Source organism: Ralstonia sp. AU12-08 (genome assembly GCF_000442475.1).
Taxonomy (GTDB): domain Bacteria; phylum Pseudomonadota; class Gammaproteobacteria; order Burkholderiales; family Burkholderiaceae; genus Ralstonia; species Ralstonia insidiosa.
On record NZ_ASZV01000011.1, the window covers coordinates 18,121 to 40,823 of the forward strand.

The following is a 22,703-nucleotide window of genomic DNA, read 5'->3' on the forward strand; positions in this document are numbered from 1 at the left end:
GGAGTCCACGATGCGCATCCCTCGCTTCGCGCCGTCCCGCACCGTCCTTGTCGTCGCGCTGCTGATGGCCGCGGCCCTGACAACGGCCGCATGGCTCGGCCTGCGGCCGCAGTCGCCGCCCGCCGAACCCGATTTTCCTTCGGCAGAAGCAACGCCTGCGCCGGCAACGGCACCAGCCGGCCCGCCCTGGCGCTATGGCCGCGCCGATGCGCGCTTCACGGTGGTCGAGTACGCCGACCTCGAATGCCCGTTCTGCCGCGCCTACTTCGCAGTGCTCAAGCGCTGGATCGACGCGCACCCGGACGTGAGCTGGCAATGGCATCACCTGCCGTTGCCGTTGCACGAGCCGGCCGCGTCTGCCGGTGCGCGCCTGGTGGAGTGCGTCGGCGAGGCCGGCGGCCAGGCCGCGTTCTGGCAGGCCGCCGAGTGGGTCTACACGCACACCCGCGGCGACGGTCAGGGCCTGCCCGAGGGCCTGCGCTATCCCGACCTCACGCCGGCCGCGCAGCAGTGCCTCGACAGCGACCGCCCCGATGCGCTGATCCGCGCACAGTCGGCGAGCGCGGCGCAGGAGGGCATCAAGGTCACGCCCACGCTGCGCCTGCAGGATCGCCAGTCCGGCAAGACGCTGCTGCTGCACGGCCCGGTCGAAGGAGATGCCTTGCTGTCCGCGATCGACCTGCTGGCGGCCAGTGCAGCGGCCGAGCCCGCATCGAAGGAAATGCCTGCCGAGTCTCTCGGAGACATGCCCAGGTAGCCACGATCTTCAAGGCTACGACGCGGCTTGGCCGTGCTGATCGACCCCGTTCGCTGCGCATCCCTGGACGCGAACAGCCACTGTGCATGCGGTGGCGGATGCCCGCTCTTCTGCCGCTTGTTCTTCATCGTCCCCGGAGGGTTTGTCCCTCCCGGGACAGGCGTCCTCCGACTTCATCCCGTGGAGGTTCGCCATGTCCTATGTCGTCGCCGACTCGCGTCCCGAGTCGCTCAGCCTGATCGCCGCCCAGCACGAAGACTGGATCATCCGCCAGGCCATCGCCTTGCTGGAACAACGCATCTTCAAGGCCGGCCCGATGCTGAACAGTCCCGCCGCCGTGCGCGACTACCTGCATCTGAAGCTGGTCGCGGAGCCCAACGAGGTCTTCGCCGTCGTGTTCCTCAACTCTCAGCACCAAGTCCTCGCCTACGAGCCGATGTTCAAGGGCACGGTCGATCAAACCTCGGTGTACCCGCGGGTGCTGGTGCAGCGCGCCCTGGCCCTCAACGCCTCGGCGGTCATCCTGGCCCACCAGCATCCATCTGGCATGACCGTGCCTTCGGCCGCCGATCAGGCGCTGACCGACCGGCTCAAAGCCGCCCTGGCGATAGTCGATGTCCGGGTGGTGGATTACTTCATCGTCGGCAAGGGCACGCCGTACTCCTTCGCCGAATCCGGCCTGCTGTAGCGCCGCTGACCGCCTGGTCCCCGCGGGAGCCTCGGCTGCCGCTTTTCTTTCGCCTGTCTGCCCAAAGCGGAGCGCGCGCGGTGCGCATTCCTTGTCGCGGTTGGACTGCCTTCGGCGTTCGACTAGAGCCTTGCTCTCATTCCCAGGACGCCCGCCATGACGGCTCCCTTCTTGAAACCCATCCCGCGGCTGCGGTGTACGCGCATCGCCTGCGCGGGAGGGCTGCTGCTGTGCCTGCTCGGCCAGGACGCATCCGCAGCCGACGTGCTGGTCGTGACCGACAGCCGCCATCCCGTGCAGTCCGCATCCGGCGCGCGCGTGATCGAGCTGGATCTGCCCGAGCGCATCGAGGCCGAACTGGCCGCGGGCCTGCCTGCCGATCCGGGCCGCGCGGCCGCGCTCGTGCAGCAACGCCTGCGCGATGGCAGCCAGGCACTACAGCGCCGCATCGGCAGCGCCTACCAGGGCGTCGCCGATGCCTGGGGCTTGGGGCTGGCCAAGGTGCCTGCCGTGGTGGTCGATCGCCGCTACGTGGTCTACGGCGAGCCCGATGTCGCGCGCGCCGTGGCACGCATCGAATCACATCGGAGGGCACAGCCATGAACCGCCTGCTGTCGGCGTCGTCGCGCCGGGCCCGCCTTGCCATCGCTTCGGTGCTGCTCGGCGGCGCCGCTTCGAGCTTCGCGCTGAACACGGCTACCATCGTGTCCTCGGCCCTGTCGCCCGACTGCCTGGAATATCGCGTCGTCGGCATCTGCTACTGGCTGTTCTGCACCTGGACGGGCTGCACGGTGCGCACCTCGGTGAAGGTGCGCCACTACATTCCCGACGCGGTGGTGTCGAGCTACAGCAACACCGGCGAGAACCCGTGGATCGAGGTGCGCGCCATGAGCATGCCCAATCCCACGGCGCAGGCCGGCGGCGACGGGACGACGAACCACGACAACGAGAACAACCTGGCGAAGTTCAAGAACGCCGACGTGATCGGGCATCCCGGCGGTTCGGTGTTCAGCCAGTTCGCCAGCGCGTCCGGCTACGCCTGCCAGGGCGCAGGCACGGCCTTCATGCCGTACCTGCTGAGCACCCTCGACACGCTGGCCTGGCGCTACAACGTCCCGGAGATGGTGTACCCCGAGGCGGTGATCCCCGGCATGCGCGAGATCGGCGGCCGCACGACGCTCAACCTGTGGGGCAACGTCTATCCGCGCGGCGGCTTCCTGCATCAGACCGACGACTACAAGAGCGGCGCCGTCGTCGCGCAGCGCGCGGGCGATGTCGTCACGCGGCGCATGCAGCCGCACGTCTACCAGCCGCTGCTCGCGAGTTCGAGCGACGGCTATTGGCCGGCCGGCGCCCTGGTGGAGAGCGATGCCTCCACCGGCAAGTGGCAGGAGCTGACGCCGACCCTCTCCAACTCCTGCGCCGTGTTCCCCCACTCCAACACGCGCGTGCAGGCCCAGCAAGGCGACTACGCCTGGGCGCTGTGGCGGCCCTATGCCTGCTGCCAGCGCCGCGGGCAGGTCTTCCTCGGCAGCGTCGATTTCCTCTGAGGTATTCCGATGAAAGCGTCTCTCTCCCGTTTCGCACAGCGCGCCAGGCCCTACGCGCTCAGCATCGCGCTCGCCTGCGCCGTCACGGCCGCAGCCGGCGTCGCGTGGGCGCAGACCCGCATCAGCCCCACCGGCGTCGGCGTGAGCGGCAGCGTCATCGGCGACGACGTGCTCTACAGCATCGGCGGCGGCCGGGCCGTGTCCATGGGCGGCGCCGGGAACATGCAGAGCATCGGCGTGGGCATCGGCTGGAACAGCAACCTGATCTGCGGAAACATGAGCATCACGACGACGCTGCAGAACCAGTTGAACGGCCTCACCAATGGCTTTCAGCAGATCATGTCCTCGGTGATCCAGAGCGCCACCAGCGCCGTGGCGTCGCTGCCGGCCCTGATCATCCAGCGCGCCGATCCGGGCCTCTACAACCTGCTGACCAACGGCGTGCTGCAGGCTCGGCTCGATTTCGACCGCAGCAAGTTGACGTGCAAGGCGATGGCCAACCGGATGGCGGACATGGCCGGCGGCCAGGCCGGGTGGGATCAGCTCGCCGAAGGTTTCGCGCTGCGCGATGCGGTGAGCAGCACCGATGCGGTGTCCGCCGTCGAGCAGGCCGAATCGAACAAGGGCAACAACGGCGTGCCCTGGGTGGGCGGCGGCAACGCGGGCGGCTCGGGCCAGGGTTCCATCAAGGTGGTCGGCGACGTGACCCGTGCCGGCTACAACCTGCTCAACAGCCGCGGCGTCAGCGACACCTCATCCATCCCGCGCGCGTCCTGCGGCAACCGGCTGACCTGCCAAACTTGGTCCTCGCCGCAGGCCGCAGCGGACTTCGCAACCCGCGTGCTCGGCGAGCGCGAGCAACGCACCTGCGAGACCTGCACCAAGACGCAGACCACGCCTGGCGTCGGCCTGACGCCGGTGATCCAGGAAGAGTACGAGACCAAGCTGCAGGCACTGCAGGGCCTCGTGACGGGCTCGACGCCGATGACGGTGGCAAACCTCGAAGCCGCCGGCAGCAACTCGCTGCCGATCACGCGCGGCGTGATCGAGGCGCTGCGCGACGAGCCCGATCAAGACCTGCTCGGCAAGCGCCTGGCGTCCGAAGCCGCGCTGTCGAGCGTGCTGGAGAAGGCCCTGCTGTTGCAGCGCACGCTGCTGACCGGCAAGAAGGAGCCGAACGTCGCCGCCAACGAGCTGGCCGTGAAGGCGGTCGATCAGGAGAACAACGCGCTGGAGCAGGAGATCAACAACCTCAAGACCGAGCTGGAGCTGCGGCGCACGCTGGCCGGCAATTCGGCGATGGCGATCGTGCAGCGCCACGGCACCCGCGCCGCGGGCTCGCGCGGCATCTTCGAGGGCGACACGACGCGCGACCGGCTCAAGGAAGTGCAGAAGCCGCGGAGCGGGCCATGACCAGCCGGGCCTGGCTGCGGCCGGCACGGCTGCTCGGCCGCCGCGTCGGCATCGTGCTGCTGTGGGTGCTGCTGGTGGCGGGCATCGCGGTCGGCGTGAACGTCGTCGGCCTCCACATCGTCGGCAGCATCGACGGCTGGGAGCAGTGGCTGCGCGAGCACTCGGGCCACTTCCTCGTCTGGCGGCTGCTGCTCTACGCGGCGACGGCCTACGGCTGGTGGTGGATGCGTCGGCGCCTGCGCGAACGCGAGCCATTGGCCGAGACCCATCAGCGCCTGCTGCGCGCCGAGATCGCGGCCGTCGCCACCCTCGTGCTGCTCGAAGGCAGCCAGCTACTGCGCAATGGCTGAGCCCTGGAGAACGCCATGACGCTCAACACAACGGACTACCTGGAGTATTACCTGACCCTGGTCGGGTGGATCGTCAGCAACGGCATCTGGAACATCCTCGTGGCCAGCGGCGTATTCGCGCTGCCCTTCGTGGTCATGGTGGTGCAGGAATGGCTGCGCGCGCGGGCCGAGGGTGCGGACGAGGGCAACAAGGGGGTGCTGTCATCGATGCGCATCGAGAACCGCGTGTGGGTGGCGATCGTCGTCATCCTGTTCGCCGGCATCCCCTTCATTCCGGTCGACCTCAGCACCATCAAGTTCGACACGACGCGCTCCGCGCAATGCCAGGTCAGCGTCCCGCAGCCCACCGACACGGGCTGGTCGAACGCCTACACCACGCTCAACAACCAGAGCGCGCTGGTGCCGGTGTGGTGGTTCTTCATGCACGCCATCTCGAAGGCGGTGACGGGCGGCGCGGTGGCGGCCATCCCCTGCGGAACGGATCTGCGTCAGATGCGCATGGACGTGGATGCCACGCGCATCGATGACCCGGTGCTGGCCCAGGAGGTCGGCGACTTCGTGCATGACTGCTACGGCCCCTCGCGCGCCAAGCTGTTCATGTCTCGGCCCACGCTCTCCGACGAGCAGATGAATGACGTGACCTGGATCGGTTCGAGCTACTTCCTGAACAACGCGGGCTTCTACGACACCTACCACTCGAACACGCCACGCACGGCCTGGCCCTACGACGCGACGCGCGATGCGGGGCTGGCCCAGGTGGATAGCGGCGGGGGCTACCCCACGTGCCGGCAGTGGTGGTCGGACGGCGGCAGCGGCCTGCGCGCGCGCCTGCTGGCCCAGGTCGATCCCGACCTGCTGACGCGCATCGGCCGCTGGGCGGGCTTCCTGTCGCAGAGCGAGGTGAACGACTCGGTGATCCGCGCCGTGGTCTCGCCGCGGCAGCAGAAGATGAACCAGGGCTCGGTCTACACCGACTACGGCGGCCAGATCGAGAAGACGCTGCCCAACGTCGTGACGCGCGGCGCCGGCGACCTGGGGCTGACCATGGGCTCGCTGGGCTTCTTTCCGGCGATGGACGTGGTACGCCAGGCGCTGCCGATGGTGCTGTCGCTGCTCAAGATGGCGCTGGTGATCTGCATCCCGCTGGTGCTGGTCTTCGGCACCTACGAGCTGAAGGCGCTGGTCGCGGTGAGCTGCGTGCAGTTCGCGCTGTTCTTCGTGGACTTCTGGTTCCAGCTCGCGCGCTGGCTGGACAGCACGATCCTCGACGCGCTCTACGGCTGGGGGTTCGGCGCGAACCGGCCGCACAGCAACTTCGATCCGCTGATCGGCCTGAACAACGCCTTCGGCGACATGCTGCTGAACTTCGTCATGGCGACGATGTTCATCGTGCTGCCTACCTTCTGGGTGGCTGCGCTGGGCTGGGTAGGCGTGCGCGCGGGAACGGCAATTCAAGGGCTGGCGGCAGGAACCAGGGATGCCCAAGCTGCTGGCGGCAGGGGTGCGGGTGTCGCTATGAAAGCAGCGAAGTAACGCCTCTAGGGAAGGTCTGCAAAACCCCGTTCGCAGCGCTCGATGAGGCTGTCAGCGGGGTTTCTGTTTCGTGATGCGGATGTCGAGGGCGATCAGCTCGTGATCTGTGCGGGTCGGTGCCTCATTTCAGGCACCGCAGCGGCCTTGAGCCGCATCCCAGGCGCACTCATCCCCGCGCTCCCGGCAACTGCCGTCGCACCATCCAGAGATTGCTCATCGCAAACAGCATCGTCAGCCGCGCGGTGTTCTTGGCCAGGCCGCGGTAGCGCACTTTGGCGTAACCGAACTGCTGCTTGACAACGCGGAACGGGTGCTCGACCTTGGCCCGCACGCTGGCCTTGAGCCGCTCGACCTTCTCGTACAACTGGTGCAGTTCGCGTTCGGGATCGAGCGCCTTGCGCTTGCCCGGACGCATCGCCACATGCCAACGTGTCTTGCTGTCCGCGAGCTCCTCGCGCTTGTCCACGCCTTGGTAGCCCGCGTCGCCCCAGGCATCGCTCTCCTGGCCGTGCAGCAAGCCCGCGGCCTGCGTCACGTCGTTGACGTTGGCGGCGGTGCCGATGACGCTGTGCACCAGACCCGAGTCGGCATCAACACCAATGTGCGCCTTCATGCCGAAGTGCCACTGGTTGCCCTTCTTGGTCTGGTGCATCTCGGGGTCGCGCTCGCCGTCCTTGTTCTTGGTCGAGCTGGGCGCAGCAATGATGGTCGCGTCCACCACCGTCCCAGTCTTGAGCATGAGCCCCTGCTGGGCCAGGCCGGCATTGATCGTGGCCAGCACTTGCGGGGCAAGCTGGTGCTTCTCCAGCAGATGCCGAAAGCGCAAGATGGTGGTCTCGTCGGGCATGCGCGCTGCGCCTTCAAGACCGACGAAACGGCGGTACAGCGGGCGCTCATGCAGCTCTTCTTCCATCGCCGGATCGCTCAGGTTCCACCACAGCTGCAGGCAATGGATGCGCAGCATCGTCTCGATGGGGAACGGCGGTCGGCCACCGAGCGCCTGATGTGCGCCTCGCGCATGCGGCTGGATCAATGCCACCAGCGCGGACCAGGGCACCACCTGGTTCATCTCGTCGAGGAAGACTTCCTTGCGGGTCTTCTTGGGCAGCGGGTCAAGGCCGAGCGTGATCTGATCCATGCATCGCATCGTCCCCTGCCCTCACGCCTGCTGCCAGTCGGAGTGACGAGAGGTTTTGCAGACCATCCCTAGGCTTGCTCGTCTTCTGGATCGTGGGGGTCGATCCGGTAATCGTCATGGGTGTAGAGGCCGTACCCGGCAGGGCCGTATCGCCATTCCGGCTTGTGTTCCTCGTCGTAGCTCCCATCGTCGTTGCGGACTACCCAGGCGCCGACCAGCGCGAACGCAAGCAGCAGTGCCAGCCAGAACGCGGTGTAGAGCAGGACACCGATCGCAGCGAGCTTGACGGCCAGCAGCGCGGCCTTGGCAATGCCAGGCGCCCATCCCTGCGCGAGCAGCCAGCCCTGCGCCCGCCGATCCAGACGCGCGCAGCCTCTCCACGCCCGGCCCAGTGTCCGGCCGAGGCGTTCTGCGAAGGTGGTCTGTGCGGCGGTCTTCATGGTGGCTACCTCATGTTCATCCTGTCGTGTGGCTGTGATCCCTGTCCGTGTCGCGATTGAAACCTGTGCTGTTCTTCAACCGCGGTCTAGTCCTTGTCTGCTGCGCGCCAGTCGGCCTGGCTTGCGGCCACCAGCGCCGCCCAATCGTCCGGCGGGTTGCCGCGTCCCAACATCTTCTCGAACACCGCATAGGGGTCGGACTTGCTGCCCGACGACCGCAAGGTCTGCTCGTCGTTGACCCAGGCGAACACGATCGCCTTGGCCTTGGAGTCGAAGCGGAAGAACAGCCGGAACCGCCTCCCGATCTTTGCGCGCCGCCAGTGCCGGTAGGCCGGCCCCAAGGTGTTGCCCTGGCGGAATTCGTCGCGCGCAGGATCGCTCGGCACGACATCCATGATCAACTGGCTCAACGCCCGGAACAGCTTGACGTTGGCGTTGCTCTCGAACCCCTGCGGGTCGTTCTGTTCGGCCCGTTCCGCGGCCGCGTGCAGCTTGCGCAACTGCTCGATCACGCCCTCGTGGAACAGGAGCGTCCAACCGTGCCGCTGCATCAGAGCGCCACTTCGCCTTCGATGTCTTCATCGAGGTTCACCGCGTGGTGCGCGTTGGCCAGCATGGCCCGCGCCAGATCGTCCGGCAGGGACTGGACGTGCCGCCCGGCCCGGATGTCCGCTTCCAGCAGCCCCAGGAAGGCGCCGATGGCCGGGTCTTCATGGTCGGCGTCGGCGCGGGTCACGACGACTTCGCCGCCGCGCAGGTCGAACGCCACCTTGCCGCCGGTGTCCACGCCCAGCGCTTGCCGGATGGACTTGGGCAGCGTGATCTGACCCTTGGAGGTCAGCGTCGCGACTTCGTGGATTTCGGGCATGGCGGCACTCCTGATGGCAATGCCTGGATGGTAAGGAAATTTCCTTACCTTGTCAATCTGGGTGTGCATGGTGCTCCGTCCGGTCGATGAAACGGCTCCATCGTAGGGGCGGCACAGCCAGCCTTCCCGCATCAATCCGACTTGGGCCAAACCCGCATTGGTTGTGGTTCGGCAGGCGTCGTTGCCCTATATCCAAAGGTTTCCGTAAAGGCCAAAGGGCTGGGGAAGGGGCAAGGGAATGGGGCCAAGGGGAAAGGCCCTACCCGAAAAGGCCAAAAGGCTCTCCCGACCGGCCCGCCGTCTGGGGTTCGCCATGCTCTCGCTGTTCCAACGCAAACGGGTGCCACCTGCCGCCAGTGCGCCACCGCCCAAACCTCCCGCCGAGCCCGGCAAAGGGCTGATGCGGCCGGAGCCGGCCGCATCGCTGCTGGCGACGCCGCGCCGGCAGAAGCTGCTGGAACACATCTGGCAGCGCACCTCGCTGTCGCGCCGGCAGTTCGCCACGCTGTACCTCGCCCCGCTGGAACGCTACGCCGAGCTGGTCCAGCAATTCCCCGCGTCGGAGGCCCATCACCACGCCTATCCGGGCGGCATGCTGGACCACGGCCTGGAGATCGTCGCCTACGCGCTCAAGCTGCGGCAGTCGCATCTGCTGCCCGCCGGCGCCACGCCGGAGGCGCAAGCCGCCCAGGCCGAGGCCTGGACCGCAGGCACCGCCTATGCTGCGCTGCTGCACGACATCGGCAAGATCGCGGTCGACCTGCACGTCGAGTACGCGGACGGCACGGTCTGGCATCCCTGGCACGGCCCGCTGCGGCGGCCGTACCGCTTCCGCTACCGCAGGGAGCGCGAATACCGGCTGCACAGCGCCGCCACCGGGCTGCTCTACGCCCGGCTGCTCGATCCGGGCATCTTCGACTGGCTCGCCGACTACCCCGACCTGTGGGCCGCGCTGCTGTACGTCCTGGCCGGCCAGTACGAGCACGCCGGCATGCTCGGCGAACTGGTCGTGCAGGCGGACCAGGCATCCGTCGCCCAGGAACTCGGCGGCGATCCGAGCAAGGCCCTGGCAGCGCCCCGGCACGCACTGCAGCGCAAGCTGCTCGATGGCCTGCGCTACCTCCTGAAGGAAGAATTCAAGCTGAACCAGCCCCAGGCCTCGGATGGCTGGCTGACCCAGGACGCGCTCTGGCTGGTGAGCAAGACCGTCTCGGACAAGCTGCGCGCGCATCTGCTGTCGCAGGGCATCGACGGCATCCCGGCCAGCAACACGGCGGTGTTCAACGTGCTGCAGGATCACGGCATCGCCTTGGCCACACCGGACGGCAAGGCGATCTGGAAGGCCACCGTCACCAGCGATGCCGGCTGGTCGCACAGCTTCACCTTCCTGAAACTGTCTCCGGCCATGGTCTGGGATGCGGCCGACCGGCCGGCGCCGTTCGCGGGTCGCGTGCAGGCCGACGAGGAACAAGGGGCGCCGACACCGCAGGCACCGGCATCCGAAGCGCCAGGCTTGGAAAGCGCCGATACGGCGCCACCAAGCATCGCGCCGACCGTCCCTATGCCCACCGACAACGGCGTGGCTGCGCTGCTCGATCTGCTGAGTGACACGGCCCCACCCGTAGCGCCGGAGGCCCCGAGCGAACCCGAGCCTGCCTCGCCACCGGCGCCTACGGTGCTGCCGCAGATAAGCCTCGCGCCATTTCAGGATCGGCCGGAGCCATCCGGCGAGCATTTCATGGCCTGGCTGCGTCAGGGCATCCAGACGCACAAGCTCATCATCAACGACGCCAAAGCCTTGGTGCACAGCGTCGCCGGAACGGCCTACCTGGTGAGCCCCGGCGTCTTCCAGCGCTATGCGCAGGAACATCTGCAAATCGCCGCACTGGCGAAACCGGAGAACCTGGAGGGATGGCAGTGGGTGCAGAAGCGTTTCGAGAAGCTAGGCCTGCACCGCAAGCAAGCCAGCGGGCTGAATATCTGGACCTGCGAAGTCACGGGGCCGCGCAAATCCAGGCGACTGCACGGCTACCTGCTGAGCGCTCCCGAAGCGCTGTTCCAGGAAATGCCTCCGGACAATCCATACCTGCGCCTCCTCACCGAGGCCGTAAAGCGCGAAAATTCAGCCGCCGGTAATAAGAACGACAACGAACAGGGGTAGACAAGGAGCCACGGCGCGGGCCGGCTTCAGTCCGCTGATTTAGGCGGAGCCGTCTCTGCCAGCTTGGCTTCAGTCAGCGCCATCAAGTGGGCAGAACTGCATTTCAGCGCACGGGCGATTTTGAGAATGAGGGGGAGCGTGGGGACATGCTCGCCACGCTCGATCTTTCCCATGTGCGAACGCTCGATTCCTGACAGATGAGCCAGCGTTTCCTGGGCGATGCCTTGACTGGTTCTTTCTTCGCGCACGGAGGCCCCAAACGCGATGGCTGGTTCCGCTTCGTAGGTTGTTGTCCCGGTGGGCCGGCCTCTTTGAATCGAACGCTTTTGCATTGCCAAAAGCGTCGAGGATTGACACGATATAAACCACGTTAAACTTAACTCAATAGAAGCGACTTCATCGGTCGCCGCGAGTTCACTGCCTGGAGGAACTGGACGTGAAATCGAGCGATGCCTCCACTGAAATCCGGGTGGCTGTGCTCGGCGAGTGGGTGCCTTCACCGCTTGCCGACTTGCTGGCGTTGCAGCGCGCCGAAGAGCCAGAGACCGCCACCGCCTTGATCGGATGCAGTTCCACAGCGCAGGCGCAGGAACTGCCGCACGATAACTTTGACTTGACCCTGTCCACAGCCGCCTGGGAGTGGCCAGGCTGGGTGTGCGAGCCGTTGTGGCATGACACGCTGGCAGTCGCCGTCGCCAAGCGCTCGCACCTGCTGTCCTACCGTGAAGTGCCTCGCCAAGAGCTGCTCAAGCAGCCGTTGATCTGCGCGCAGTCAACGGCCGACGAGCCGTGGCGCGCGGTGGCGCATGGCCTGGTCGAGGATGCACCGCAGGGCCATGAGCAGACCGTCAGCACCTTCGACATGGCGATGACGCTCGTCTCCGCGGGCTACGGCATTGCCGTCGCACCCGCCGCGAGACTGACCTGCTACCTGCGTCGCGGCATCGCCGCGCGGCCATTGGCTGGCGCACCCATCATCGTGATGGCCTACCTGCTTCGCCCGTCCTCGTCCTTGACCGAGCCCCAGGAAAGATTCGCCCGCCGCGCGCGCTCCGTGTCCTGAGACAGGGGCGCGCACTGCTGGGCGCTGGCGCGCTACGCAAACGCCACCTGCTGCGGGGACCACTCGCTTTCCTTCACCGTCGTGCTCACCGCCATGATGATCTTGTCGAGATTTGTGGCACTGACGCTTTCCAGAGCCGAGCCGCCGCGCAGCTTCGCGCGCGGCTGCAGGAGCGCGTTGTAGATCTGCCAAGGGTCGGCGCCCCTGGTCAGCTTGAGGACCGCCTGGATCAGCGCGTGCTTGACCGGATCGAGATGCCAATCCGGCACGCGCTGACCACGGTTGCCCAGGTTCAGCGCCAGCAGGTTGCCGGCCTTGATCTCGTAGCTGATCCACCGGCGGGACTTGCCCGCCATCTTCGCGTACTCGGCGACTGGCAGGTTGTGTGGTGCCTCGAAGACATCGACCAGTTCCATCCGCTGGCGCTGTATGTCGGACAGCGGTTCCTCCATGACGGAACGCGGCAACGGCACTGCGGGCAGCCGATGCGTCTCGGCTGACACCAGTGGCATCGCGTCTCCCGGCCTGGTCACGATCAGGAGCGGCGCCGACGCGGCCGCTGGTTTGGGTGGCGCACTCGCGGCTTCCTCATCCGAGAGGACGGGCACGCCCTCCAAATGAATGGTGAGCGGCATGCTCGCTGCCTCGACCATGTTCTGCTCGAAGAGATCGAGCCGGTCGGCCCAATCCTGCATCATCCGCCGCCGCTGCTCGACGTACTCGGCGTGGTTGTAGGTGGCACTGACCTTGTTGGGATCGACGTGCGAGAGTTGCGCGTCCACCCACACCTTCGGGTAGCCGATCTCGTTGAGCGCGGTGGACATCGTGCCCCGGATGCCGTGCCCGGTCAGCAGGTCGCGATAGCCCATGCGCTTGAGCGCGCCGTTGAGCGTGTTCTCGCTCATGCGCTTCTTCAACTCGCTGTCGTGGCGGAACAGATAGTGCTGGGCCGGTTTGAGCTGTTCGAGCAGGTGCCGGACGATCTCGATGGCCTGCACCGACAGCGGCACGATGTAGGGTGGAATGTCCTTGGGCAACTGGCGCTTCCTGCGCATGTCCACCTGGAGCTGCTTCACGACCTCGGGCGGGATGATCCAGAGGCCCCGATCGAGGTCGAACTGATCCGGCGTCGCCAGGCGCAGCTCGCCCGTGCGCACGCCGGTGAATAGCAGCAGCCGCAGACCGAGCTGGGTCTGCAGCCGGCCACGATACTTGCGCAGGCGCTGCAACAGCTTCGGCAACTCGGCCATGCGCAGGAACGGGTTGTGGTTCACCGGGGGCAGCGGCAGCGCCACCACGTCGAGGTCGGAAGCCGGGTTCTGCTCCAGGCCCGGCACGACCACCAGCGCGTAGCGGAACATCTGGTTGAACCACGTCCTGACTTTCTCGGCGACGGAGAGCGCCTTGCGCCGCTCGATCCTGGCGATCACTTCCAGCAGGTCAGGGCGTTTGATGTCGTAGATCGAGCGCTTGCCCAGCAAGGGCAGCACATCCTTGGCGAAGACGCGAGGGAGGATCGAGAGGGTGGTCTGCCGGCCCTTCTTGAGGCCGCGTTCGCGGTGGGCAAGCCACTTCTTGTAGATCGCCTCGAAGGTGTTTTCACCGGCGAGTTTGACCGCGGCGCGCTTTTGCTTGCGGTGAAGGCGCGGGTTGATGTCCTTGGCCACCAAGGCGCGCGCCTCGTCACGCAGGGCGCGTGCCTCACGAAGGGACACCTCGGGATAGGTGCCCAGCGACATGCGCTTGGGCTCCTTCATCCAGTAGTAACGGAAGTGCCAGCTCTTGCTGCCCGTGGCCGTCACGGCCAGGGAGAGACCATCGATGTCTGGAAGTGTGTAGGCCTTGCCGGTGGCTTTGGCTTGGCGGACCACCAAGTCTGAGAGTGCCATGCTCTAGCTCCTGAACATGAGTCAGGAACCAGATGCTTAACCCATCGACCTCAGCGCCCTAGCAACAATCCGGAAGCCGTCGTGCCCGCAAAAATGGACACAAAAATGGACATAAACGTCGTGGCTTCAGGTGGATTTCCGTGGAGCCCACTGGAACATCGAGGTGTCGAAAACTCAACCAGAATCAACGACTTACGATGCCTCTTGGACTTCCTCAGAATTCCCTGGAACGATGCAGTGGAGCGGGCGATGCGACTTGAACGCATGTCGACGTTGCTGGATGCATTGTCGATCGATGCCGTGGTTCGCCTGACACGCCCGGACTGGCTTGAGGGCCTCGGTTGCCGCAGGCTGGCCGACTTGCGCGGGCTGCCACGTGCGGGCCTGCGCCGCCGCTGCGGGCCATTGCTGGTCGATACGCTCGACGCGGCCTATGGCGATGGGCACGAGAGCTTCACATGGTTTGCTGCGCCGCTGCGCTTTGATGTGCCGCTAGAGCTGCCCGGTCGTATCGACAGCGCCGAAGGCGTGCTAGCGGCATCGGAGCAACTGCTGCTGCAACTGGTCGGCTGGCTGTCGGCGCATCAACTGGGCGCCAAGACCTACCGGCTCACGCTGGAGCACGAGCGGCGGCGCGGCCGGAGCAGTGACGATGCCGTGTCTTCCACGCCGGTGGAGATCGCCCTGGCGCAGCCGGTCCGTACGCTGGCGCATCTGTCACGCGTGCTGCACGAGCGTGTGCACCGGCTCACGCTGATCGCTCCGGTGGTCGAGCTACGTTTGACGGTGACAGACGCCACACCGCTGGCGCCGCCCACCGAATCCTTGTTTCCCGAGCCGGGCGGCCGGGCGGAAGATGCAGCCCGCCTGATCGACACGCTCATCGCCCGGCTGGGTGCGGGCAACGTGCGCCACCCGCAGCCGTGTGCTGACCACCGCCCTGAGCGCGCCAACCACTGGGTTGAGGTGAACGCTGCTACCACCGCGCATAGCCGCGCCGCTGTGCGTCAGGCGCTGGCGCAGTGGCACGCGCAGCAACCCGAGCGGCCGCTGTGGCTGCTGGAGAAGCCCATCCCGCTGCTGACGCGCCAACACTATCCGTACTACCGCGGACTGCTAAGGCTGGTGTCCTTGCCCGAACGCATTGAATCCGGCTGGTGGGACGATGCCCTCATCAAGCGCGACTACTTCATCGCAGAAGGCCGGGGTGACGATGGCGCCGTGCGCTACTGGGTCTACCGCGAGCGTGTTTCGGCATCGGCCAGCGAGGAAGACGCCCGCTGGTATCTGCACGGCCTATTCGGCTAAGCGTGTCATGGCGACAAGCACATTGCCCTCCATCGGCCTGCCTGACTATGCCGAGCTGCATTGCATCAGCAACTTCACGTTCCTGACGGGCGCGTCGCATCCAAAAGAATTGGTGGAGCGCGCCAAGCAATACGGCTATCAGGCCTTGGCGTTGACCGACGAATGCTCCGTGGCTGGCACCGCGCGTGCGCTCGTGGCCGCTAAGGAGCAGGACTTCAAACTCATCATCGGTAGCCGCTTTACCGTGCACAATGCACAGGGCGAGCCCTGGCTGCGGTTGGTGCTGTTGGCGCAGAACATCGAGGGCTACGGCAACCTGAGCGAGGTCATCACACACGCGCGGCTGGCGGCGCCCAAAGGGGAATACCGCCTGCTGGCCGATGACTTGGCTGCGCCCAAGGGCGAGCTGGCCCACCTGCGCGGCGTGCCTGACTGCCTGGCAATTCTGCTGCCCGACTATGACGCCGATCCGCAACAACTACGCATGCAGGCGTTGTGGTGCCGGGGCGTATTTGGCGATCGGCTATCGATTGCGCTGGAGTTGCCGTTGCGGCATGCGGATGACCGCCATCGCGGCACGGTGGCAGCAGTTTCTGAGCAGCTCGATGTGCCCATGGTTGCCACCGGCGGCGTGCAGATGCACACGCGGCAGCGCAAGCCATTGCACGATGTGCTGACGGCCATTCGCCTGTCCAAGCCGATTGCCGAGTGTGGATTGGAGCTGTCGCCAAGCGCCGAGCAGGCCATGCGCACGCGGATGCAGCTTGCGTTTCTCTACCAGGGCGAGCGTGGCAAGCGTGCCCTGCATCGCAGTGTGGAGCTGGCCGGCTTGTGCCAGTTCTCGCTCGATGAAATCGAATATGAATACCCGAGCGAGGTCGTGCCAGAGGGCATGACACCCGCCGAGTACCTGCTCGCCGAGGTCCACGCCGGTGCCAAGCGGCGCTACCCACAAGGCACGCCCGAGAAGGTGCTCAAGCAGATCGACATGGAGCTCGATCTGATTGCCGATCTGGGCTACGAGCCGTTCTTCCTGACCGTTTACGACGTGGTGAAATTTGCCCGCAGCGAGAAGATTCTCTGCCAGGGGCGTGGCTCGGCGGCCAATTCTGCGGTGTGCTACTGCCTGGGGATCACCGAGGTGGACCCGGACAGCGGCAATGCGTTGTTCGCGCGTTTCCTTTCCCGCGCACGCAGCGAGCCACCGGACATCGACGTCGACTTCGAGCATCAGCGCCGCGAAGAGGTCATCCAGTACATCTACGGAAAATACGGCGTGACACGCACCGCGCTGGCCGCATCGCTCATCACGTACCGTACGCGCAGTGCGTTGCGTGACGTTGGGCGCGCGCTCGGCATCGATCTCGGCATCATCGAGCAGGTCGCCAAGGGGCAGGCGTGGTGGGATAGCCGCAAGGAGTTTGCCGAGCGCGCTGGTCAGCAGGGGCTGGACCCCGCATCACCGCTGGTGCAGCGCTGGGCTGAGCTGGTGAGCGAGTTGCGCGGTTTTCCGCGCCACCTGTCGCAGCATGTGGGCGGGTTCGTGATCGCGCAGCACAAACTTTCGCGCCTGGTGCCGATCGAGAATGCGGCCATGGAGAACCGCCGCGTCATCCAGTGGGACAAGGATGACCTCGAATCGCTGCGCTTGCTGAAGGTGGATGTGCTGGCGCTAGGCATGCTGACGGCCATTCGCCGCACGCTCGATATGGTCGACGCGCTGCCCGGTCGTCGTGCGTATTACAAGACGGCTGACAAGCTCGCCATGCAAGACCTGCCGGAGGGCGACGAAAAAACCTACGACATGATCTGCCGTGCCGAGACCATCGGCGTGTTCCAGATCGAATCGCGCGCACAGCAATCGATGCTGCCGCGTCTGCGCCCGCGCAAGTATTACGACCTGGTGATCCAGGTGGCCATCGTGCGTCCGGGGCCGATCCAGGGCGGCATGGTCCATCCATATCTGCAGCGGCGCGAGGCCATGCGCAACGGCAACACCGATTGCGTGACGTATCCCGGCAAGGAAGTGGAGGGCGTGTTGAAGCGCACGCTCGGCGTGCCGATTTTCCAGGAGCAGGTCATGCAGATCGCCATTGATGCTGCGGATTTCACGCCCGACGAGGCTGACCGCCTGCGACGCGACATGGCTGCCTGGAAGCGCAAGGGCAATCTGGTGCAGCATCAGGTGCGGCTGAAACAGGTGATGGTGGAAGAGCGGAACTACGACCCGGCTTTCGTAGATGCGCTGTGCAGTCAGATGGAAGGCTTTGCTGAATACGGCTTCCCCGAAAGCCACGCGGCAGGTTTCGCCAAGCTGGCCTATGTCAGCAGCTACCTGAAACGCCATGAGCCAGCAGCGTTCTTTGCCGCATTGCTCAACAGTCAGCCGATGGGGTTCTACTCGCCGTCACAGTTGGTGCAGGAGGCACGGCGCAGCCGGGTACGCGTGCTGCCGGTGGACGTGACGGCCAGCGTGTGGGACAGCACGTTGCACGAACGTCCGGGCGCGGCAGGCGAGGAGAGGGCGCAACCGGATATCCGCCTCGGTTTCAACCGCATCCGTGGCATGCGCCAACCGGCCGCCCAGCGCATCGAAGCCGCCCGGGCACAGGCCCCATTCACCAGCGTGGACGACCTGGCATATCGCGCGGCGCTGGATCGCCACGATCTGAACGTGCTCGCCGCCGCCAACGCGCTCAAGCCGCTGGCTGGCCATCGTCGCCAAGCGTTGTGGCAGACGCTCGCACTGCAGGAGCCCGGGCATGACCATGCGCTACTGCGCCAAGCGCGTCCGGTGGAAGCCTCGCTCGTGCTGCCCGCCCCGCCCATCGGTGAGGAGGTGGTGGCCGATTACAGCAGCCTGGGTCTGTCATTGCAGCGTCACCCCATCAGCTTGCTGCGGCCCCGGCTTGACGACATGCGCTTTGTTACCGCCGCCGCGCTGGCGGGGTATCGCAACGGACAGCTCGTGCGGGCTTGCGGCATCGTCACAGTGCGGCAGCGGCCGGGCACGGCCAAGGGCACGATCTTCGTCTCCATTGAAGACGAGACCGGCACGATCAATGTCGTGCTCTGGCCGCGCCTGATCGAGCGCCAGCGCCGCGAGGTGCTGAACGCCCAACTCCTGGGCGTTTACGGCACATGGCAGTGTGAGCGCGAGACGCGGCACTTGGTCGCCCAGCACCTAGTTGATCTGACGCCACTTCTGGGGCGTCTGGCCACCTCCAGCCGCGATTTCCACTGAACCGGCACCTGCCGGTTGATTCCCCCAACGTCAACTGACTGCCGAGTCACCTTCCGGCACGGCAATTGCGTGACGAAAGGCGTGTGCCGCCCGCTCCCAAGATGCGCCCGTGACGCCGGGGTTACCGATTTCAGGCGCTCACCCGAGACCCCTCCAATTGGTGGATAGGGCAAGCGCGGATCGACGAAACATGGTGTGAGTGCAAGGATTTGCGCATGAGGCGTCACAAATGTGACACACCAAGCGAAGAAAACAGCATCTGCGAGGGAACCGACCGCTTACCGGGCTTGTCACGGTAAACACAGATGACGGGATGCGCTTTCATCACGCGTCAATGTTGGGTGCAGTCGAAATTACGTCTACTCTGTAGAAAACACATCGCGGAGGCCGCCACCCAAAGCGTGTGCAACGGTGTGCAATACAACGATGACACCGCCCGCACACATGTGTACGACCGCGAATCAAGGTGCAGTGCACCCGACATTCGCTTTGTTTTCAGCCCATCGTGCGGGTCCCCCCGGCCCGGCGGTGTTTCCCATCTCAGGTGCAGGAGCGAACAGATGGAACAGCCCTTCAAGCAGTTACACAGTCTGCGCAAGTCGCGCAAGCTCAAACAGGAAGACGTCGCCAAGATGGCCGGCATCTCCCGCGAAGCGTATTTGCGCGCGGAATCCGGTCGCGCTGACCCGCGCCTGTCGACGCTGATGGCCGTGGCCGGCGCGCTGGGGCTGGAAGTCGTGCTGGCCCCGCGCGAGGCGGTTGCCGAGATCGAGCGCGTGATTGCCAGCCATCCGACCCAGCCGCTGCAAGGTGGTTCGTCGAGCACCGAGGCCAGCCAGTCCGGTTCAATGGGCGGCTCGACCGGCGGTCACGGCCTGGCAGGCCAGTATCGCGGTCCGGAGCGTACCCCGCAGGCAGCCTACCATCCGAGTGGCGCCAGCGGCACGAGCGATCGCCCGAGCGCTGGCGGTACGGGTTCGTCTGGCGGCTCGGATCGTCCGGGCGGCTCGCGCGAGTCGTAAGCGAGCTGGCAAGCCTTGATCGGGTGCGCCCCGCGCGCCCGGTCTGCGGCTGCGCGCTTGCGTTGAGCGACTGAGGCTGCTGCACGTACAATCGGCCGGGCAAACCGCGCCCGGTTGGTTTGTGCGCATCTGCGCCAACGTTTCCCTTTCCGTTTTTTCGTATGCACGGCAGTCCGTCTCGTACGCGCGTGGCACAAGCCATGCCGGCGCCCCATCCGGCCTCTGCCGCGCAGCATCCCCCGCCGTTCTGGCACCACCTCAAACGCGACGTTTTCTTCTGGCTGCTGCTGCTCGTCTGCGGTGCGTTTTCGATCGTGTCGCCGCAGCGCGTGGCCGACTATCCATCGTTGGTCGACTGGCACACGATTGCTGCGCTGGCCGGCTTGCTGATCCTGACCAAGGCGGTTGAGTCCAGCGGCATGCTGCAATTGCTTGGCGTGCGTCTGGTTGATGCCGTCAGCAGCGAACGCGTGCTCGCGCTCAGCCTGGTGGGCGCGTCGGCGGCGTTGTCGACGTTGCTGACCAACGATGTCGCATTGTTCGTGATCGTGCCGCTGACCGTCGGCTTACGGCAGGTGGCGAAGTTGCCGGTCACGCGGTTGGTCATTTTTGAGGCGCTGGCTGTCAATGCAGGCTCGGCGCTCACGCCGATCGGCAATCCGCAAAACCTCTTCCTATGGCACCAATCAGGGTTGTCCTTCGGGGCGTTTGTCTGGCAGATGGCGCCGATGGTCGCCTTGCTGACTGTGCTGCTGCTGGTGGCCACGTGGCTGGCGTTTCCATCGCACGAAATCCATCTGCATGCCGAAACGGGGGTTGTGGAAGTGCACAAGCGCCTGCTGCTGCCAGCACTGGTGCTATACGTGCCGTTTCTGGTGCTGACTGACCTGGGGTATCCGCTTGCAGCGCTGGCCGGACTGGTCGTGCTGTACCTTATTGGCGCACGCTATGTGTTGGCGCGTGTCGATTGGGGCCTGCTGCTGGTGTTCGTGCTGATGTTCATCGACCTGCGTCTGGTGGCTCAGCTTGGCGTGGTACGGCAGGCGCTGGATGCATTGGCGTTGGCCAATCCGATGCATCTGTACTGGGCCGGCATTGGCGTGTCGCAGGTCATCAGCAACGTGCCGGCCGCGATCCTGCTGGCCGAGTATTCGCATGATTGGCCATTGATTGCCTTTGCGGTGAGCGTGGGCGGGTTTGGCACGCTCATTGGCTCGCTGGCCAACCTGATCGCGCTGCGGATGGCGGCAGACCGGCGAGCTTGGCTGGCATTCCACGCGTACTCGATCCCGTTTCTGGTGGTTGCGGCGGGGGCCGTGTACGCGTGGCTGACGTTGCTACGTTGATGCGTCAGGCCGGTACGGCGTCCCAATCCGGCGCGAAGGCTGGCTGCACGTAGCGCAACCCCTTGGGCAGGGCGGCAATGGCGGCGCGGTCTGCGTCGTCCAGGCGCAGGTTCAATGCGTCGAGGTTGGCTTGCTGGCTTTCGCGCCGCTGGGCCTTGGGGATGGCCATCACGTTGGGCTGATCCATCAGCCATGCAATGGCCACCTGTGCTGCCGATGCGCCATGCTTGCGGCCGATGGCCTGCAGCGTGGCATCCTCCGCCACGCGCCCTTGTGCCAGCGGAGCGTAGGCAGTGAGCGGAATTCCCCTGCCACCTAGATAAGCCAGCAGCGCCGACTGATCCAGAAACGGGTGGTATTCCACCTGTACGCAGGCAAGCGGCGCGCCGATGGTGTCGATGGCGGTCTTGAGCATCGGCAGATTGAAATTGCACACGCCGATGGCGCGCACGCGGCCGCTTTCGCGCAGCGCCATCATGGCTTCCATGGTGGCCGCCATGTCCATGCCCGGTGCCGGCCAATGGACGAGATACAGATCGACGTAATCCAGCTTCAGCTTGGCGAGGCTGTGCTCGAGCGCCTGCGGGACGGCCTGCGGCGCGAGTTGGTCATGCCAAACCTTGGTGGTGACGAAGATCTCGTCGCGTGGCAGACCCGAGGCAGCGATGGCTGCACCAACGGCGGCCTCGTTGGCATACATCGCGGCGGTGTCGATGTGCCGATAGCCAAGCGTCAGCGCGCTTTCGACCACGGGCTGGCAATCTTCATTGGGCACGCGGAATGTGCCGAGCCCCAGCCGGGGAATAGAAACACCTTGCGTCTTCAATGCGTGCTGCATGTGCGGCTCCTTGGGTTGCCTGATGGATGAACTGAGGGACCAACGGGTGAACAGGCCGCCATGGTGCCGATCACTCAGCTTTGAATAAAGTGCGTAACATGCAAATCATTCGCGAAAAATTTCACGTAATGACGATGGGCAGAAGGGGTTTGCATGACGTTCGACGGGCAATTGTTCTCTGGCATCACGCTGCTGGCGGCCGTGGCAGAAAGCGGCAGCTTCGTACGTGCGGCTGATGCGCTGGGGTTGTCGCCGTCCGGGGTGAGCCGTGCGGTCAGTCGGCTGGAGGCGCGCATTGGCGTGCGCCTGATTGAGCGAACCACGCGTTCGCTCACGCTCACGGATGAGGGCCGACGCCTCTACGAGCAAGTCAGCCCGCACCTGACGGGTATCGCCGAGGCCGCTGCCATGGCTTCGGGCGCAGCGGGCGCTGTGCAGGGCCGACTGCGGGTGAATGTCGATCCGTTCTTCTCGCGGATGGCGTTGGCGACGCCAGTAGCAGGCTTTCTTGAGCGCCATCCCGATCTGTCGCTGGAGCTCATCATGCGTGACGACGTGGGCGATCTGGTGGCCGATGGGTTTGATCTGGCGATCCGATTCGGGCCACCGCCGGTGGGCTCGTTCGTGGCGCGCAAATTGATCGACACGCGCATCGTGACCGTGGCGTCGCCGGGTTACATCGCCCGTCACGGAAAACCCGCGCACCCGCGCGATGTGCCGTCACACGAGCGCATCCTGTTCTACAACCCGGTGACGGGGCGCCCCTACGAGTGGGAGTTCTGGCGCAAGGACGAGCGCATCGAGATCCGGCCCGCCGGGCGGTTGATGGTGTCGGACGTACGCACGATGCACGCGGCGTGCGTGGCGGGGGCGGGCATTGCCCAGGTGATGGCGCTGGGTACGGAAGACCTGCGGCGCAGCGGCCAACTGGTCGACCTGTTTCCTGACTGGCCGGACGAGCGCTTTGCGTTGTACGCGCTGTACCCATCACGGCGCCACCTGCCGGCCAAGGTGCATGCGTTCATCGATTTTTGCGTTGAGAACCTGCCCACGGGTTAGCCCACAAAGCACTGCGGCCGCACGAGGCGGCCGCAG

Annotated in this window: 20 protein-coding genes and 1 pseudogene; 14 read left to right on the forward strand and 7 right to left on the reverse strand. The window is 65.7% G+C overall.

Annotation, left to right across the window (positions count from 1 at the left end; all coding sequences use genetic code 11):
• Positions 1–10: 10 nt before the first annotated feature.
• From C404_RS38105 to C404_RS38135, 7 genes are all read left to right on the forward strand, one after another.
• On the forward strand, positions 11–757 hold the full coding sequence (locus tag C404_RS38105; RefSeq protein WP_003454752.1) for a DsbA family protein: 747 nt from the start codon (positions 11–13) through the stop codon (positions 755–757).
• 193 nt (positions 758–950) lie between these two features.
• A complete protein-coding gene (locus C404_RS38110; protein ID WP_004265610.1) occupies positions 951–1,445 on the forward strand; it encodes a JAB domain-containing protein in 495 nt (164 codons plus the stop codon).
• Between the two features lie 156 nt (positions 1,446–1,601).
• Positions 1,602–2,048 carry a TIGR03757 family integrating conjugative element protein gene (locus C404_RS38115; protein ID WP_003454745.1) on the forward strand — a complete coding sequence of 149 codons (447 nt, stop codon included), beginning with the start codon at positions 1,602–1,604 and terminating at the stop codon, positions 2,046–2,048.
• The gene (locus C404_RS38120) at positions 2,045–2,995 is read left to right on the forward strand and encodes a TIGR03756 family integrating conjugative element protein (protein ID WP_003454742.1); all 951 of its coding nucleotides are present in this window, start codon (positions 2,045–2,047) and stop codon (positions 2,993–2,995) included. Before C404_RS38115 ends, C404_RS38120 begins: the two co-directional genes overlap by 4 nt.
• Positions 2,996–3,004: 9 nt before the next feature.
• A complete protein-coding gene (locus tag C404_RS38125; RefSeq protein WP_003454739.1) occupies positions 3,005–4,408 on the forward strand; it encodes an integrating conjugative element protein in 1,404 nt (467 codons plus the stop codon).
• Entirely contained in the window at positions 4,405–4,758 is a 354-nt protein-coding gene (locus C404_RS38130; RefSeq protein ID WP_004265620.1) for a hypothetical protein, read from the forward strand. Before C404_RS38125 ends, C404_RS38130 begins: the two co-directional genes overlap by 4 nt.
• 15 nt (positions 4,759–4,773) lie before the next feature.
• Entirely contained in the window at positions 4,774–6,291 is a 1,518-nt protein-coding gene (locus C404_RS38135; protein ID WP_003454733.1) for a conjugal transfer protein TraG N-terminal domain-containing protein, read from the forward strand.
• 166 nt (positions 6,292–6,457) lie between these two features.
• Here C404_RS38135 and C404_RS38140 read toward each other — a convergent pair whose 3' ends face one another.
• From C404_RS38140 to C404_RS38155, 4 genes are all read right to left on the reverse strand, one after another.
• A complete protein-coding gene (locus C404_RS38140; RefSeq protein WP_021194026.1) occupies positions 6,458–7,429 on the reverse strand; it encodes an IS5 family transposase in 972 nt (323 codons plus the stop codon).
• Positions 7,430–7,497: 68 nt separating this feature from the next.
• The gene (locus tag C404_RS38145) at positions 7,498–7,869 is read right to left on the reverse strand and encodes a DUF3742 family protein (RefSeq protein ID WP_003454730.1); all 372 of its coding nucleotides are present in this window, start codon (positions 7,867–7,869) and stop codon (positions 7,498–7,500) included.
• A gap of 86 nt (positions 7,870–7,955) precedes the next feature.
• Positions 7,956–8,420 carry a type II toxin-antitoxin system YhaV family toxin gene (locus tag C404_RS38150; protein ID WP_003454727.1) on the reverse strand — a complete coding sequence of 155 codons (465 nt, stop codon included), beginning with the start codon at positions 8,418–8,420 and terminating at the stop codon, positions 7,956–7,958.
• A complete protein-coding gene (locus C404_RS38155) occupies positions 8,420–8,737 on the reverse strand; it encodes a type II toxin-antitoxin system PrlF family antitoxin (RefSeq protein ID WP_003454724.1) in 318 nt (105 codons plus the stop codon). The genes C404_RS38150 and C404_RS38155 overlap by 1 nt, the downstream gene beginning before the upstream one ends.
• 313 nt (positions 8,738–9,050) lie before the next feature.
• Here C404_RS38155 and mobH point away from each other — a divergent pair, with 313 nt between their 5' ends.
• Positions 9,051–10,898 carry a MobH family relaxase gene (gene mobH / locus C404_RS38160; RefSeq protein WP_031329115.1) on the forward strand — a complete coding sequence of 616 codons (1,848 nt, stop codon included), beginning with the start codon at positions 9,051–9,053 and terminating at the stop codon, positions 10,896–10,898.
• 26 nt (positions 10,899–10,924) lie between these two features.
• Here the strand turns inward: mobH and C404_RS0129775 are convergent, their stop codons facing one another.
• Positions 10,925–11,230 carry a helix-turn-helix domain-containing protein gene (locus C404_RS0129775; RefSeq protein ID WP_003454714.1) on the reverse strand — a complete coding sequence of 102 codons (306 nt, stop codon included), beginning with the start codon at positions 11,228–11,230 and terminating at the stop codon, positions 10,925–10,927.
• A 104-nt stretch (positions 11,231–11,334) separates the two neighbouring features.
• On the opposite strand from C404_RS0129775, the gene C404_RS38165 reads away from it, so the two are divergent.
• Positions 11,335–11,961 carry a LysR substrate-binding domain-containing protein gene (locus tag C404_RS38165; protein ID WP_021194028.1) on the forward strand — a complete coding sequence of 209 codons (627 nt, stop codon included), beginning with the start codon at positions 11,335–11,337 and terminating at the stop codon, positions 11,959–11,961.
• A gap of 32 nt (positions 11,962–11,993) precedes the next feature.
• Here C404_RS38165 and C404_RS38170 read toward each other — a convergent pair whose 3' ends face one another.
• A complete protein-coding gene (locus C404_RS38170) occupies positions 11,994–13,850 on the reverse strand; it encodes a tyrosine-type recombinase/integrase (protein WP_004265627.1) in 1,857 nt (618 codons plus the stop codon).
• 237 nt (positions 13,851–14,087) lie between these two features.
• On the opposite strand from C404_RS38170, the pseudogene C404_RS38175 reads away from it, so the two are divergent.
• The 4 genes and pseudogenes from C404_RS38175 to C404_RS38190 form a co-directional block, all read left to right on the forward strand.
• Positions 14,088–15,158: pseudogene (locus C404_RS38175) on the forward strand (Y-family DNA polymerase); the annotation flags it as partial.
• Between the two features lie 7 nt (positions 15,159–15,165).
• Complete coding sequence (locus C404_RS38180) at positions 15,166–18,402, forward strand: error-prone DNA polymerase (protein ID WP_031329117.1); 3,237 nt, start codon at positions 15,166–15,168, stop codon at positions 18,400–18,402.
• Between the two features lie 560 nt (positions 18,403–18,962).
• Positions 18,963–19,424: a helix-turn-helix domain-containing protein gene (locus C404_RS38185; RefSeq protein ID WP_021194031.1), complete on the forward strand. Its 462-nt coding sequence runs from the start codon at positions 18,963–18,965 to the stop codon at positions 19,422–19,424.
• A 161-nt stretch (positions 19,425–19,585) separates the two neighbouring features.
• The gene (locus C404_RS38190) at positions 19,586–20,770 is read left to right on the forward strand and encodes an anion transporter (RefSeq protein WP_031329118.1); all 1,185 of its coding nucleotides are present in this window, start codon (positions 19,586–19,588) and stop codon (positions 20,768–20,770) included.
• 4 nt (positions 20,771–20,774) lie between these two features.
• Here the strand turns inward: C404_RS38190 and C404_RS38195 are convergent, their stop codons facing one another.
• On the reverse strand, positions 20,775–21,608 hold the full coding sequence (locus C404_RS38195; RefSeq protein WP_021194033.1) for an aldo/keto reductase: 834 nt from the start codon (positions 21,606–21,608) through the stop codon (positions 20,775–20,777).
• 153 nt (positions 21,609–21,761) lie between these two features.
• Here C404_RS38195 and C404_RS38200 point away from each other — a divergent pair, with 153 nt between their 5' ends.
• Positions 21,762–22,667 carry a LysR family transcriptional regulator gene (locus C404_RS38200; RefSeq protein WP_021194034.1) on the forward strand — a complete coding sequence of 302 codons (906 nt, stop codon included), beginning with the start codon at positions 21,762–21,764 and terminating at the stop codon, positions 22,665–22,667.
• Positions 22,668–22,703 lie beyond the last annotated feature (36 nt).